The sequence below is a fragment of the Janthinobacterium rivuli genome (assembly GCF_009208735.1).
In the GTDB taxonomy this organism is placed as follows: Bacteria; Pseudomonadota; Gammaproteobacteria; order Burkholderiales; family Burkholderiaceae_D; genus Janthinobacterium.
This window is the reverse complement of the sequence record NZ_WFLJ01000014.1, coordinates 104476-119144: the sequence shown is the minus strand read 5'-3', so window position 1 is coordinate 119144 and position 14669 is coordinate 104476. Positions and strand designations below refer to the sequence as shown.

Annotated in this window: 12 protein-coding genes; 8 read left to right on the top strand and 4 right to left on the bottom strand. The window is 63.3% G+C overall.

Features of this window, described 5'->3' with window-relative positions; translation table 11 throughout:
* The first annotated feature begins 14 nt into the window (after positions 1 to 14).
* The gene (locus GCN78_RS19370; protein WP_152253151.1) at positions 15 to 2300 is read left to right on the top strand and encodes a nitric-oxide reductase large subunit; all 2286 of its coding nucleotides are present in this window, start codon (positions 15 to 17) and stop codon (positions 2298 to 2300) included.
* 149 nt (positions 2301 to 2449) lie between these two features.
* Here the strand turns inward: GCN78_RS19370 and GCN78_RS19365 are convergent, their stop codons facing one another.
* Complete coding sequence (locus tag GCN78_RS19365; protein WP_070218599.1) at positions 2450 to 2872, bottom strand: DUF1841 family protein; 423 nt, start codon at positions 2870 to 2872, stop codon at positions 2450 to 2452.
* 304 nt (positions 2873 to 3176) lie between these two features.
* Here GCN78_RS19365 and GCN78_RS29415 point away from each other — a divergent pair, with 304 nt between their 5' ends.
* Both GCN78_RS29415 and mqo read left to right on the top strand, forming a co-directional pair.
* Positions 3177 to 3323, top strand: a complete 147-nt coding sequence (locus tag GCN78_RS29415; protein WP_193316794.1) for a hypothetical protein — start codon at positions 3177 to 3179, stop codon at positions 3321 to 3323.
* Positions 3316 to 4914, top strand: a complete 1599-nt coding sequence (mqo, locus tag GCN78_RS19360) for a malate dehydrogenase (quinone) (protein ID WP_226939728.1) — start codon at positions 3316 to 3318, stop codon at positions 4912 to 4914. Before GCN78_RS29415 ends, mqo begins: the two co-directional genes overlap by 8 nt.
* Positions 4915 to 5014: 100 nt before the next feature.
* Here mqo and GCN78_RS19355 read toward each other — a convergent pair whose 3' ends face one another.
* Positions 5015 to 5647 (bottom strand): RNA pyrophosphohydrolase, encoded by a 633-nt coding sequence (locus GCN78_RS19355; protein ID WP_076566319.1) that lies wholly within the window; start codon positions 5645 to 5647, stop codon positions 5015 to 5017.
* Between the two features lie 204 nt (positions 5648 to 5851).
* Here GCN78_RS19355 and GCN78_RS19350 point away from each other — a divergent pair, with 204 nt between their 5' ends.
* Both GCN78_RS19350 and GCN78_RS19345 read left to right on the top strand, forming a co-directional pair.
* A complete protein-coding gene (locus tag GCN78_RS19350) occupies positions 5852 to 7591 on the top strand; it encodes a proline--tRNA ligase (protein WP_152253150.1) in 1740 nt (579 codons plus the stop codon).
* Complete coding sequence (locus GCN78_RS19345; protein WP_152253149.1) at positions 7588 to 8205, top strand: lytic transglycosylase domain-containing protein; 618 nt, start codon at positions 7588 to 7590, stop codon at positions 8203 to 8205. The genes GCN78_RS19350 and GCN78_RS19345 overlap by 4 nt, the downstream gene beginning before the upstream one ends.
* Positions 8206 to 8333: 128 nt before the next feature.
* Here the strand turns inward: GCN78_RS19345 and GCN78_RS19340 are convergent, their stop codons facing one another.
* Both GCN78_RS19340 and ffh read right to left on the bottom strand, forming a co-directional pair.
* Positions 8334 to 8732 (bottom strand): SWIB/MDM2 domain-containing protein, encoded by a 399-nt coding sequence (locus GCN78_RS19340; RefSeq protein WP_152253148.1) that lies wholly within the window; start codon positions 8730 to 8732, stop codon positions 8334 to 8336.
* A 427-nt stretch (positions 8733 to 9159) separates the two neighbouring features.
* Positions 9160 to 10527 carry a signal recognition particle protein gene (ffh, locus tag GCN78_RS19335; protein WP_034746567.1) on the bottom strand — a complete coding sequence of 456 codons (1368 nt, stop codon included), beginning with the start codon at positions 10525 to 10527 and terminating at the stop codon, positions 9160 to 9162.
* A 238-nt stretch (positions 10528 to 10765) separates the two neighbouring features.
* On the opposite strand from ffh, the gene GCN78_RS19330 reads away from it, so the two are divergent.
* The 3 genes from GCN78_RS19330 (at position 10766) to GCN78_RS19320 (ending at position 14577) form a co-directional block, all read left to right on the top strand.
* Complete coding sequence (locus GCN78_RS19330) at positions 10766 to 11275, top strand: sigma-70 family RNA polymerase sigma factor (protein ID WP_152253147.1); 510 nt, start codon at positions 10766 to 10768, stop codon at positions 11273 to 11275.
* Positions 11272 to 12264, top strand: coding sequence for a FecR domain-containing protein (locus GCN78_RS19325; protein WP_152253146.1), 993 nt, complete (start codon positions 11272 to 11274; stop codon positions 12262 to 12264). The genes GCN78_RS19330 and GCN78_RS19325 overlap by 4 nt, the downstream gene beginning before the upstream one ends.
* A 114-nt stretch (positions 12265 to 12378) precedes the next feature.
* A complete protein-coding gene (locus GCN78_RS19320; protein WP_152253145.1) occupies positions 12379 to 14577 on the top strand; it encodes a TonB-dependent siderophore receptor in 2199 nt (732 codons plus the stop codon).
* The last annotated feature ends 92 nt before the right edge of the window (positions 14578 to 14669 follow it).

Sequence of the window (14669 nt, the reverse complement as noted above, 5' to 3'; positions counted from 1 at the left end):
CAAAGGAAAGACCCATGGGTCCCTACAAAAAACTCTGGTTCACCCTGATCGGTGTGCTGATCGTGACGTTTTCGCTGCTCGGCTACTACGGCACGGAAGTCTACCGGCAGGCGCCGCCCATCCCCGCGCAAGTGCTGGCGCAAGACGGCCGGCAACTGTTCGACCGCGAAGGCATCCTCGACGGCCAGACGGCCTGGCAATCCGTCGGCGGCATGCAGCTCGGCTCCATCTGGGGCCATGGCGCCTACCAGGCGCCCGACTGGACGGCCGACTGGCTGCACCGCGAATTGACGGCCTGGCTGGAACTGGCCGCGCAGGAGCAGCATGGCAAGGCCTACGCGGCGCTCGACGGCCCCGCGCAGGCGGCGCTGCGCGAAGCGCTCAAGATGGAATACCGCGCCAACCGGGTCGACGATGCGCAAGTGCTGCGCCTGTCGGCGCGCCGCGTGCAAGCCATCGCCGACACGGCGCACTATTACGACCAGCTGTTCTCCGACGCGCCTGCGCTGCACGCCAGCCGCGAGCATTTCGCCATGAAGGAAAACACCCTGCCCAGCGCCGAGCGGCGCGCGCAGATGACGCAGTTCTTCTTCTGGACGGCGTGGGCCGCCGCCACCGAGCGTCCGGGCCAGAAGGTCACATACACGAACAACTGGCCACATGAACCGCTGATCGGCAACCAGCCCAGCGGCGAAAACCTCGTCTGGTCGGTCGCCAGCGTGGTGGTGCTGCTGGCCGGCGTGGGCTTCCTCGTCTGGGGCTGGGCCTTCCTGCGCGACCATGACGATGCGCTGCCGGCGGCCGGTCCGCGCGATCCGCTCACCACGTTCGCGCTGACGCCATCGCAGCGGGGACTGGGCAAGTATCTGTTCCTGGTCGTGGCGCTGTTCATCTTCCAGGTCTTCATCGGCGGCTTCACGGCGCACTACACGGTGGAAGGGCAGCAGTTCTACGGCATCGACGTGTCGCGCTGGTTCCCGTATGCGCTCACGCGCACCTGGCACATCCAGGCCGCGCTGTTCTGGATCGCCACGGGCTTCCTGGCTGCCGGCCTGTTCCTCGCGCCCCTGATCAATGGCGGCAAGGATCCGAAGTGGCAGCGCCTGGGCGTCGACGTGCTGTTCTGGGCCCTGGTCGCTGTCGTCGTCGGCTCCTTCATCGGCAATTACCTGGCCATTGCGCAAGTGATGCCGCCCGAGTGGAATTTCTGGCTCGGCCACCAGGGCTATGAATACGTGGACCTGGGACGCCTGTGGCAAATCGGCAAATTCGTCGGCATCCTGCTGTGGCTCGTGTTGATGCTGCGCGGCGTCGTGCCGGCTTTGCGCCAGCCGGGCGGCGACAAGAACCTGCTGGCGCTGCTGACCGCGTCCGTGGGCGCCATCGGCCTGTTCTACGGCGCCGGCCTGTTCTACGGCGAACGCACGCACCTGTCCGTGATGGAATACTGGCGCTGGTGGGTGGTGCACCTGTGGGTGGAAGGTTTCTTTGAAGTGTTCGCCACCACGGCGCTGGCCTTCATCTTCTCGACCCTGGGCCTGGTGTCGGTGCGCATGGCCACGACGGCCAGCCTGGCGTCGGCCTCGCTGTTCATGCTCGGCGGCATACCCGGCACCTTCCACCACCTGTACTTTGCCGGCACCACCACGCCCGTGATGGCCATCGGCGCGAGCTTCAGCGCGCTGGAAGTGGTGCCGCTGATCGTGCTGGGCCATGAAGCGTGGGAAAACTGGCGCCTGAAGGAGCGCGCGCCGTGGATGGAGCAGTTGCGCTGGCCGTTGATGTGCTTTGTCGCCGTCGCCTTCTGGAACATGCTGGGCGCCGGTGTGCTGGGCTTCATGATCAACCCGCCCGTGGCCTTGTACTATATCCAGGGCCTCAACACGACCCCCGTGCATGCGCATGCGGCGCTGTTCGGCGTGTACGGCTTCCTGGCGCTGGGCTTTACCTTGCTGGTGCTGCGCTACCTGCGGCCCGACTACCGCTTCAGCCCTGCGTTGATGAAGACGGCGTTCTGGGGCTTGAACGGGGGACTGGCGCTGATGATCTTCACCAGCTTGCTGCCGATCGGCATCATCCAGTTCCACGCCAGCGTGACGGAAGGCCTGTGGTATGCGCGCAGCGAAGGCTTCATGCAGCAGCCGCTGTTGCAGAACCTGCGCTGGATACGCACCTTCGGCGACGTGGTCTTCATCGTCGGCGCGGTGGCCATGGCGCTGCAGGTGGTGCTGGGATTGCTGGGAAGAGGGCCTGCACAGGCCTTGCCTCAGCGCATGAAAGAGGCAGTAAAACCGATGTGAGGTAGTACTGGCACAACAACTGGCAAAACCGTAGCGAGCGGCAGCGATTTGTCGCTAAGAAGCGCAACCGTACTTTAGTACGGGGGCGCCGAGCCGGTGAGCATCGCAGGCCGCAAAGCGCGACGCGCAACAGGTTTTGACAGGTGTTCCTACCGGCGGCGCACGCAGTCGATATACGCATCCGTATCGGGCGGCAAGCCCGAGCGCTGCGACGCCCAGATCATCTGGCCCAGGCATTCCATCACTTCGTGCTGGGCCGCATGGGCCGAATCGAGGCGCTGGGTCAGTTGCTGGACGGCCGGGCGGATGCCGCGCGGCTGGTCCACCTGCACCTGCTCCGTGATCGACAGATGCATGGACAGGTGCAGGAATGGGTTGGCCTGTCCGCCTTCGACGGAATAGTCGCGCGCCAGCGCCGCCTCGACGTCGCTCAATTCGTTTTCATACTCGGGGTGTTCGAGGATCCAGTCCAGCGCGATGGCTTCCATCGGCGTGAGGATTTCATGGGCGCGGTGCTTGCGCAAGGTGTCGCAAAAGAAGCGGCGCACGTCGTCGGAAGAGGGGTTGAACATGGCTGGATGACTATGGCTAAAGGGCAGCCGGCATTGTACCGCGTACGTCAACGAAGGGCATCGGGGATGCCCTTTTTGCCGTCTGGCGTCCGCTTGCATGACCCGATAGTCACCGTCATTTAATACCCTGCAGTAAGTATTATCCACTACCGCCGCGGCCCGGCGGCGCCAAATAACGGTGATAAAATCGCCGCTCTTGATATTTGCTCTGGACACGATGGCGATTTTGTTACCACTCCGTGCTTCCATTGCCCGCACCTTTGCCACCAGATCTTGCTCCTGGCTTATTCCGGAGCGCGGCAGCATGCCTATCACCATCGATATCGACCTGTCCGGCCGCCCTGGCGTTCCGGCCGGCCGGCTGTTTTTCATTCACTACAGCGATGGTGCCGCCAAGGTGGCGCGCAAGAATCATCCTTCAGTATTCATAAACGGAGTTACGTATGCGTAAATCGCTATTACTTTTGATGTCGTGCCTGATCCTGGCGGCATGTGACAAGACCCCTCCGGCCTCGTCCGAAAAACCGGTCGACGTGCTGCTGATCGGCGCCGGCACCATGAGCGCCACCCTGGGCAGCATGCTCAAGGAACTCGATCCCTCGCTGACGATGGAAATGGTCGAGCGCCTCGATTCCGTGGCCGCCGAAAGCTCGGACGCGATGAACAACGCGGGCACGGGCCACTCGGCATTCGCCGAGCTGAACTACACGCCGGAAGCGGCCGATGGCAGCATCGAGACCAAGAAAGCCGTTGCCATCAATGAGCAATTCGAAATCTCCAAGCAATTCTGGGCTTATCAGGTGGCCAACAAGCACCTGGGCGCGCCGCAGACCTTCATCAACAATGTGCCGCATATGGCCTTTGTGTGGGGCGACGACAATATTGCCTTTTTGAAGAAGCGCTACGCCGCGCTGCAAAAGGAAAACCTGTTCAAGGGCATGCTGTATTCGGAAGACCAGGCGCAGATCGAGCAATGGGCGCCGCTGGTCATGCAAGGCCGCGACAAGGGCCAGAAAGTGGCCGCGACGCGCATGGAAATCGGTACCGACGTCAATTTCGGCAACCTCACGCGCGGCCTCGTGAGCTACCTGACGGACAGCCATGGCATGGTCCTGCACCTGCGCCACCAGGTGGAAGACATCCAGCGCGGCGCCGATGGCGTGTGGAACGTGACGGTGAAAGACCTGGCCGCTGGCAAGGAAAAGACCATGCGCGCCAAGTTCGTCTTCATCGGCGCCGGTGGCGGTTCGCTGCCGCTGCTGGAAAAATCGGGCATTCCTGAAGCCAAGGGCTACGGCGGCGTGCCGGTGGGCGGCCAATGGCTGGTCACCACCAATCCGGAACTGGTGGCGGCGCATGCGGCCAAGGTGTACGGCAAGGCATCCGTCGGTTCGCCGCCGATGTCCGTGCCGCACCTGGACACGCGCATCATCGATGGCAAGAAAGCCCTGCTGTTTGGCCCATTCGCCACCTTCTCGACGAAGTTCCTGAAAAACGGTTCGTGGATCGACTTGCCTGCCTCGATCGGCACGGGCAACGTGAAACCGATGCTGCAAGCCGGCTACGACAACATTCCGCTGACGAAATACCTGGTCGAGCAAGTCATGAACACGCCGGAAGACCGCCTGAAGACGTTGCGCGAGTACTTGCCGAACGCCAAGATGGAAGACTGGACCCTGCAAAACGCGGGCCAGCGCGTGCAGATCGTCAAGGATGATCCTGTCAAAGGCGGCTTGCTGCAGTTCGGCACGGAAGTCGTCGGCGCCGCCGATGGCAGCATCGTCGCCCTGCTGGGTGCCTCGCCAGGCGCCTCGACCGCGCCACCGATCATGATCAAGGTGCTGCAAACGGCATTCAAGAGCCGCCTGGCCACGCCGGAATGGCAAGCCAAGATGGTGGAAATGGTGCCGTCGTACGGCCAAAAGCTGAACAACGACCCGGCCCTGGCCAACAAGATCCGCCACTACAGCAGCAATATCCTGGGCTTGAAGGCGATCACGCTCGACGTGCCAGCCGCTGCGCCAGCGCCGGCGGCAAACTAAGTCAGCTTTGCCGGCAGGGGAGTTTACTGCCTGAATGAAAAAAGGGGCAGCCTGTTCAGGCTGCCCCTTTTGCGTGGGAGAGTGCGTTCATTGCGGTGGACTACCCCTTGCCCGGCAAGATCAGCTCCGGCGTACACCCTTCGGCGGCGATGCCGTCGCAAGGCTTGGCCAGTGCCGCGCCATCCTGTGCCCGTGGCGCATGGGGCTGGCGCAGGTAGCGCGACGTGTGGCGGTGCGCTTGCTGTGCGTTGCCATGCACGGGCCAGGTCAGGAAGCGGGACAGCTCCTGCAAGGCGCGCTGGTAGACATCGCGTTTAAATTCAATGACGACATCGAGCGGGACCCAGTACTCATGCCAGCGCCAGGCGTCGAACTCCGGATGGTCGGTCAGGCGCAGATTGACGTCGTTGTCGCGCGCGCACATTCTCAGCAGAAACCAAATCTGCTTCTGGCCACGGTAATGGCCGCGAATCTCGCGCTTGATGAAGTGGTCTGGCACTTCATAGCGCAGCCAGTCGCGGGTGCGTCCGACAATTTTGACGTGTTCCTGTCTGAGTCCGATTTCCTCTTCAAGTTCGCGAAACATGGCTTGTTCCGGTGTTTCGCCATATTTGATACCGCCTTGCGGAAACTGCCATGAGTGCTCGCGCACCCGCTTGCCCCACCACACCTCGTTCTGGGCGTTTAGCAGGATGATGCCGACGTTGGGACGAAACCCTTCACGGTCGAGCATAATGCACCTCAAACTTTCTGCGACAGAGCGTCCTTTTTTACATAATTACCCACAACTTCGCAAGCCGGTGACCTTTTCGGGGTGCGAAAAGCGCCGGAATCGCACCAATTGAGCGCATTTGTGTAAAGTATGGACGCATCAGCCAGCTAATCCTTTAAAATTAGGTTGATTATAACCCTCTCTTTTTAAAAAGAATTCACCGTTATGCGCGCCTCCCGTTTTTTTATTTCCACACTTAAAGATGCACCTTCTGACGCGGAAATCGTCAGCCACCAATTGATGATGCGTGCAGGCATGATCAAACGCCTCGGTTCCGGCATCTATACCTACATGCCGATGGGCTTGCGCGTGATCCGCAAGGTGGAAGCCATCATCCGTGACGAGATGAACAAAGCCGCCGGTATCGAACTGCTGATGCCGCTCGTGCAGCCGGCCGAACTGTGGCAGGAGACGGGCCGCTGGACCAAGATGGGCGACGAACTGATGCGCGTGAAAGACCGCCACGGTCGCGAATACGCGATCCAGCCGACATCGGAAGAGGTCATCACGGACGTCGTGCGCACGGAAATCAAGTCCTACCGCCAGTTGCCGTTGAACTTTTATCACATTCAGACCAAGTTCCGCGACGAGCGCCGCCCACGCTTCGGCCTGATGCGCGGCCGCGAATTCACCATGAAGGACGCGTACTCGTTCGACCGCGACCTGGCCGGCATGCAAGCGTCGTACAAGGTCATGTTTGACGCCTACACGCGCATCTTCACGCGTTTCGGCCTGCAATTCCGCGCCGTGGCCGCCGACAACGGCGCCATCGGCGGTTCCGGTTCGCATGAATTCCACGTCATCGCCCACACGGGTGAAGACGCGCTCGTGTATTGCCCGACCTCCGACTATGCCGCCAACATGGAAGCGGCCGAAGCGCTGCCGCCAGCCGGCGAGCGTCCGGCGGCAAGCCAGGCGCTGACGAAAACGGCCACGCCGGACACCGTCAAGTGCGAAACCGTGGCCACACTGCTGGGCCTGGAACTGTCGCAGACCGTGAAAACCATCGCGCTGACGGTGGAAACGACGGGCAAGGACGAAAAAGTCACGAAACAGCATTTCATGCTGCTGCTGCGCGGCGACCATGAACTCAACGAGATCAAGGTGGGCAAGGTTGCCGGCCTGGCCGGTCACCGTTTCTCGACGGAAGCGGAAATCCTGGAAGTCTACGGCACGATTCCCGGCTATCTGGGTCCGATCGGTACCCGCGCCCCCGTCACCGTGGTGGCGGACCGCACGGTCGCCCACATGAGCGACTTCGTCTGCGGCGCGAATGAGGCCGGTTTCCACTACACGGGCGCCAACTGGGGCCGTGACATGGCCGAGCCTGCCATCGTGGCCGATTTGCGCAATGTCGTCGCCGGCGACGCCTCGCCGGACGGCCAGGGCACGCTCGCCATCGAGCGCGGCATCGAAGTGGGCCACGTGTTCCAGCTGGGTACGGCATACTCGGAAAGCATGAAAGCCACCTTCCTCGACGAAAACGGCAAGCCTGCGCCGCTGCAGATGGGTTGCTACGGCATCGGCGTGACGCGTATCCTGGGCGCCGCCATCGAACAGAACTTCGATGACAAGGGCATCATCTGGCCCGCATCGATCGCGCCATTCGAGGTCGTGCTGTGCCCGATGGGCATGGACCGTAGCGAACTGGTCAAGGAAGAGACGGAGAAGCTGTACACGGCACTGCAAGGCGCTGGCGTGGACGTCATCGTCGACGACCGCGGCTTGCGTCCTGGCGCCATGTTTGCTGACTGGGAACTGATTGGCGTGCCGCACCGCATTGTCATCGGCGAGCGCGGCCTGAAAGAAGGCAAGCTGGAATACCAGGGCCGCCGCGATACGGAGGCGACCGGCGTGTCGCCGGACGAGATCGTCGCCTTCATCCAGGGCAAAATGGCGCAGTGAAGCGCCTATCAGTAAGCAAGACGGCTGGCGCGCTCGCGCTGGCCGCCTGCCTGGCCTGCGTCTCTCCGGCGCAGGCCGGCAACCAGAAGGAGGAGGCGCTGGCCGACTCCGTCCGTCTGGCCCTGTCGCACGCGATCCGCGACGAACGCCCGCCGCAACCCAAATTTGCCACCCCCGCCGACTTGCAGCGCTACCAGCAATGGCTGGCGCAGATGTCGCAACGCCTGCAACGCAAGCTGCCGGACGCGCAACTGCGCACGGAATTCCTGGAAACCGTCTGGTATGAAGCGCGCCGCGCGGGCCTGGAGCCGGCCCTCGTGCTGGGTCTGATCCAGGTGGAGTCCGCCTACCGCAAATACGCCGTCTCGCTGGCCGGCGCGCGTGGCTACATGCAGGTGATGCCGTTCTGGACGGGCGTGATCGGCGACAGCGACCGCAGCAAGCTGTTCCACATGCAGACGAATCTGCGCTATGGCTGCGCGATTTTGCGCATGTACCTGGATATGGAACGAGGCGATTTGTATCTGGCGCTGGGGCGGTATAACGGCAGCCGCGGGCGGGCCGAGTATCCGAATGCCGTGCGGGCGGCGTGGCGTCATTGGGAATTCAAATGAGGGCCGGGGGGAGTGCGCCCCAGTGGGGCGAATTCCGATCCTGCAGGGTCTGACCCCAAAAAAATGCCCCGCTCGCAGTGATGCGGCGGGGCACTCACACGGCGCAAAAACGCCCTGTGCGTATCTGATTATTTCAAATGATCGGAGATCAGTTTCGTCATTTCAAACATGGAGACTTGGGCTTTGCCGCCGAAAACTGCTTTCAGCTTGTCGTCCGCATTGATCATGCGGCGGTTGGCCGGATCTTGCAGATCGAGTTTTTTGATGTAATCCCATACCTTTTTGGTCACTTCCGTGCGCGGCAGTGGTGCTGCGCCAACAACGGCGGCCAGATCTTTCGATGGCGTCATTGCTTTCATGAATGCTGCGTTTGGCTTGCGTGGTGTTGCCGGTGCTGCCGCTTTCTTCGCCGCTGCTGGTTTAGCTGCTGCCTTGGCTGCGGGTGCTGCTTTCTTGGCGGCTGCAGGCTTGGCTGCTGCTGCTGCTTTGGCTGGCGCTGCTACTGGGGTTTTTTTGGCTGTTGCCATCTTCGAGCCTCCTTAACAAACACATGGGAAATTGCGCAATTAATCGCACGGCTAATATTGGTGTGGATTTACCTTGTATGCAAGTGTTTTTCACGTTTTCACGAGGAAAAAGCAGGGAAATGGCCATGCTGTCGCCCGGGCGCACCGCTTGGGAGCGCAGAACGGCGGTTTTGCCCGTAAATGGCATGGTTACTGGCTATGCGGGGAGGGGGGCTGCAGGGGGAGGGAAGAGTGATGCCGGACACATGAAAATGCAATCCGGCATGATTTAGAACGATGTTTTTAGCCTGTCGAATTGCACACGCGGCTTAATGAAGGCCTTCAAAATCACAGCGAGCGGATGGTGTGTGGCCGAGAAGCGCAACCGTACTAAAGGACGGTGAGCATCGCCGGCCGCAAGGACCACCGCGCAGCGGATTTTGAAGCCTTACCTCATCCCAGGCATCATGCCCTTCATGCTGCGCATCATCTTCATCATGCCGCCGCCCGACAATTTCTTCATCATCGTCTGCATTTGCTCGAATTGCGTCAGCATGCGGTTCACTTCCTGCACCTGCACGCCGGCGCCGGCGGCGATGCGGCGCTTGCGCGTGGCCTTGATCAATTCAGGCTTGGCGCGTTCCTGCGGCGTCATCGAGTCGATGATGCCGCACATGCGGCGCACCTGTTTATCGGCCTGATCCATGTTCTTGCCGCCTGCCGCCTGCTGGAACTGGGCCGGCAGCTTGTCCATCAGGTTGGCCATGCCGCCCATTTTCTTCATCTGGCCCAGTTGCGCCTTGAAGTCGTTCATGTCGAACTTGCCGCCGACCTTGATCTTTTGCGCCAGGTCGGCCGCCGCCTTGCTGTCGACGCCTTTGCGCGCCTCTTCCACCAGGGCGAGGATGTCGCCCATGCCCAGGATGCGGTTGGCCATGCGGGTCGGGTCGAACGCTTCCAGGCCGTCGAGTTTTTCCGAGACGCCGGCAAACTTGATCGGCTTGCCCGTGATGTGGCGCACGGACAGGGCCGCACCGCCGCGCGCGTCACCGTCGAGCTTGGTCAGCACGATACCGGTCAGCGGCAGCGCATCGTTGAAGGCCTTGGCCGTATTGATGGCGTCCTGGCCCAGCATGGCGTCGACGACAAACAGGGTTTCGATCGGTTTCACGGCGCCGTGGACGGCGGCGATTTCGCGCATCATCTCTTCGTCGATACCGAGGCGGCCCGCCGTATCGATGATCAGCACGTCGTGGTAATGCTTTTTCGCCCAGTCCAGCGCGGCCAGGGCGATATCGACCGGCTTGTCCGTGCTGGTGGACGGGAAGAAGTCGGCGCCGACCTGGGCCGTGACCGATTGCAGCTGGGCGATCGCGGCGGGACGGTACACGTCGGCCGAGACGGTCAGCACTTTCTTCTTCTTTTCTTCCTTCAGGTACTTCGCCAGCTTGCCGACGGTGGTGGTTTTACCCACACCCTGCAAACCGGCCATCAGGATGATGGCGGGCGGCTGCTGCGCAAAGCTGATCTGCGACGCTTCCGGTCCCAGGTCGGCGCCCATCAGGGCGGCCAGCTCGCGCTGCACCACGCCAACCAGGGCCTGGCCTGGCGTGAGCGAGGAAATGACATCCTCGCCCATGGCTTTTTCTTTGACTTTGGCGATGAATTCGCGCACGGCGGGCAGGGCGACGTCGGCTTCGAGCAGCGCCAGGCGCACTTCGCGCAGCATGTCGGCGGTGTTCGCTTCGGTCAGGCGCGCCTCGCCGCGCATGGTCTTGACGACTTTGGCAAGCCGTTGGGTGAGATTATCTAGCATGATGAACCTGCAATGAAAAGCTTGGGAGTGGGCGGCGCAAGCCGGACGATGGCCGTCATTTTACCTTATCGCGGGTGGCGGGCGGTCCTGCGCTGCAGCGCCTGGCGGTTGGCCGGCTTTTGAATTAGTTGGTATTTCTGCCAATGCCGCGATTGCATGAAAGGCATTGCGCGGTTAGAATGAGAATAATTCTTATTTACATTCTCGGGCACCGCACGCCTGAGCGGAAAGGGATGCCATGTCGGCCGCCGATTTTGCACAGCAACAAGACCTGCACGCGCTCTACAGCAGCCATCACGGCTGGCTGCAGGGCTGGTTGCGGCATAAGCTGGGCAATGCGGGCGAGGCGGCGGACCTGGCGCAAGACACCTTCATCAGCGTGCTGACGGCCGATGCCGCGCCGCGGATCCGCGAAGCGCGGCCTTTTCTCGCCACCATCGCGCGGCGCCTGCTGGCGCACCGCCACCGCCGGCAAGTGCTGGAGGACGCGTATCTGGAAGCGCTGGCCTGCCTGCCGCCCGAGGTGGCGCCCGCGCCCGAAGAGCGGCTGCTGGCGCTGGAAGCCTTGCAGGAAATCGACCAGGCCCTCGACGGCTTGCCCGCGCCCGTGCGCACGGCGTTCTTGCTGGCGCAGCTCGAGGGCCTCAGCTATGCGGAGATCGCCGCGCGCCTGAAGGTGTCGTCCAGCTCGGTCAAGCAATACCTGACGCGGGCCAACCGCCAGGTGTTTTTCTCGCTGCCGGCATGAGCGCGGCGGCAGACCCCGCATCCCCGGCGGCCATCGCCGAGGAAGTGCAGCAGCAGGCGGCCGAGTGGCTGACCGTGCTGATGTCGAGCGAGTCCGGCGAAGCGGAACACGCGGCCTGGCAGCGCTGGCGCGGGGCCGACCCGGAACATGAACGGGCCTGGCGGCATATCGAGGCGGTATCGCGGCGCTTCAACGGCTTGCACCGCGGTGCGGCCGCGCAGGCGCTGGCCGGCACGCCGCAGAAAGTCGTCAACGGCAAGCGGCGCCAGTTGCTGGCGTGGCTGGGCGTGGCGGCCGCCGGCGGCGTGCTGGCCGCGCAGACGGACGCGTGGGACGGCGTGCGCGCCCTGCGTGCCGACTACCGCACGGCGACGGGCGAGCAGCGCGAGGTGGTGCTGGACGATGGCAGCGTGCTCAGCATGAATACGGGCTCCGCCGTGAACGTGCGTTTCGACGCCAGCCGCCGCCTGATCGAGCTGCTGGCCGGCGAGATCCTCGTCACCAGCGGCCATGGCGCCGGCAGCGACGCGCCGTTGGTGGTGGCCACGCGCGAAGGCCTGGTGCGCGCGCTGGGCACGCGCTTTGCCGTGCGCCAGCAGGATGACTACAGCACCGTGGCCGTGTTGGAAAGCGCCGTTGAAATCCGACCCCGCGACGGCACGGGCGCGCCCTTGCTGCTGGCGGCAGGGCGCGGCGCGGTATTTTCCCGCCACGCGCCGGCCGCGCCGCACGCCATCGATGCGCATGCGCACGCCTGGTCGCGCGGGCAGCTGATCGTCGACGACGTGAGCCTGGGCGATTTCCTGGCCGACCTGGCCCGCTACCGCCCCGGCGTCATCGACTGTGCGCCGGCAGTGGCCCAGCTGCGCCTGTCGGGCGTGTTCCCGCTGGCCGATACCCAGCGCATCCTGAACATGCTGCCCAACTCGCTGCCGGTGCAGGTGCGCAGCCGCACGCGGTATTGGGTGACGGTCGAACCGGCGCCGTAGCACGCTGCACAAAAAATATTGGCCATCCGGCTGCCCGTTTTTCGTTTTCGCGGCACCTACAGAGTAGGGCGCCTGTTTTCTACCGTCTGATGACGCCACTTTTCAGGACTTTTCATGCAACAGGTTTCGTATCTTGTCAATTTCGTCTCGCATCGCCCTCAGCGGCACCCGCTGGCGCAAGCGGCCGCCGCCCTGTGCCTGGCCGCCAGCCTGCCGGCCATGGCGCAGCAGGCGCCAGCCAGCCCCGCGTCCGAGCAGACCATGGCCGGCGTGTCCGTCACGGCAGGACGCGATGTGACAACGGAAGGCAGCGGCTCCTACACGACGGGCGTGAGCAATACGGCCACCAAGCTGAACCTGTCGCTGCGCGAGACGCCGCAGTCGGTCAGCGTGCTGACGCGCCAGCAGATCGACGACCTGGGCATCACGACCCTGGACGACGCCGTGCAGTCGATCACGGGCTTGGTCATGCAAAAGGGCAACTTCACGGGCGATTCGGGCAGTTTCAGCGCGCGCGGCTTTCCAGTCGACAACATCCTGTTCGACGGCTTGCCCACCAGCCTGGGCGCGAACGGCACCTTCAATGGCGACAATGACGACCTGGCCATCTACGACCGCATCGAGGTGGTGCGCGGCGCCACGGGCTTGACGACGGGCAGCGGCACGCCCAGCGCGGCCATCAACCTGGTGCGCAAGCGCCCGACGGCCACGCCGCAAGCGTCGTTCTCGGCCAGCGTCGGCAGCTGGAGCAACTACCGCCTGGAAGTCGATGCGGCCAACGCGCTCAATGCAGCGAAGACCCTGCGCGGGCGCATCGTCGCGACGCTGCAGGACAAGCAGGATTTTGTCGACGTGCTGCATGGCCGCAACCACCAGCTGTACGGCATCATCGAAGCCGACCTGCGTCCCGACACGACGTTGACGGTGGGCGCCCACTATCGCAAGACGGATAACGACGGCGTCACGACGGGCGTGGTGACGGCCGTCGACGGCACCTTCCTGAATTTGCCCCGCTCCACTTACCTGGGCAGCGACTTCGACGACTGGCGCCAGACGGATAAAACCATTTTCGCCGAACTGGAACACCGCTTCGGCAACGGCTGGAAAGCCAGGCTGGCGGCCACGCGCAAGACGCCCGAGATCGACACGACGTTTTCCGGCATCAACCGGCGCGGCGACACCCTGCGCTTCAATTCGCAAAGCTACCGCGCCGAGCTGGCCAACACCAGCTATGACGCGTATGCCAGCGGCAGCTACAGCCTGTTCGGCCGCGAGCACGAGCTGACCGTCGGCGCCAGCCACCGCCGTTCGTCAAAAAACAGCTATGGCGGCTGGGCACCGTACAGCTGGGGCGCGGCTGCGCCGGTGATCGACCCGTTCCACTGGGACGCGGGCAGCGTGGCGCGCCCCGTCATCGACTATGCGCAGTGGCGCACGGCCAGCATCACCGAGCAAAGCGGCGTGTATGCGGGCACGCGCATGCGCCTGGCCGATCCGCTGTCGCTGGTGCTGGGCGGGCGCGTGAGCTGGTACAAGGACGATGCCGGCTACTCGGTGGCGCGCGAATTCACGCCCTACGCCGGCGTCGTGTATGACCTCGACAAGCAGCATTCCGTGTACGCCAGCTGGACCGAAATCTTCCAGCCGCAGGCGGCCACCGATGCCAATGCGCAGCCCTTGAAGCCGATCAGCGGCACCAACTACGAGGCGGGCGTGAAGGGAGAATACTTCGGCGGCGCCCTCAATGCCAGCGCGGCCGTGTTCCAGATCCGCCAGCAAAACCGGGGCGTCGACGACCTGGCCGGCCCGTATCCCTGCCCCGGCAGCGCCTGGGGCTATTGCCAGCGCGCGTCGGGCGAAGTGCGCAGCGAAGGCGTGGAGCTGGACGTGGCGGGCGCGCTGACGCCGAACTGGCAACTGTCGGCCGGCTATACCTATGTAAAGGCGCAATTTACGCGCGACAGCGATCCGGCCAATATCGGCAAGGATTTCAACAGCCGCTATCCGCGCCAGCAGCTCAAGCTGGCCACCAGCTACCGCCTGTCCGGCGCGGCGCAGGGTTGGCGCGTCGGCGCCTCGGTGTACGGGCAGGGCGCGACGGAATCGACGGATGGCGATGCCCGCCTGCGCCAGGGAAGCTACGCGATCCTGGGCTTGAACGCGGCGTGGCAGATCGACAGCCGCGCCGAGCTGCGCCTGAACGTCAACAATGCGCTCGACAAGCGCTATTACCAGAGCATTTATTCCGATGTCTTCGGCAACCTGGTGGGCGCGCCGCGTAACCTGATGCTGACACTCAATTACAAACTCTAACTGATGAACTCACCTACTCGAATGAAGGATGCATGGCTTATGGATGTGCAGTGGAATCTGGCCCGCGACGGTGTGACGCCGCGTATGCCGCA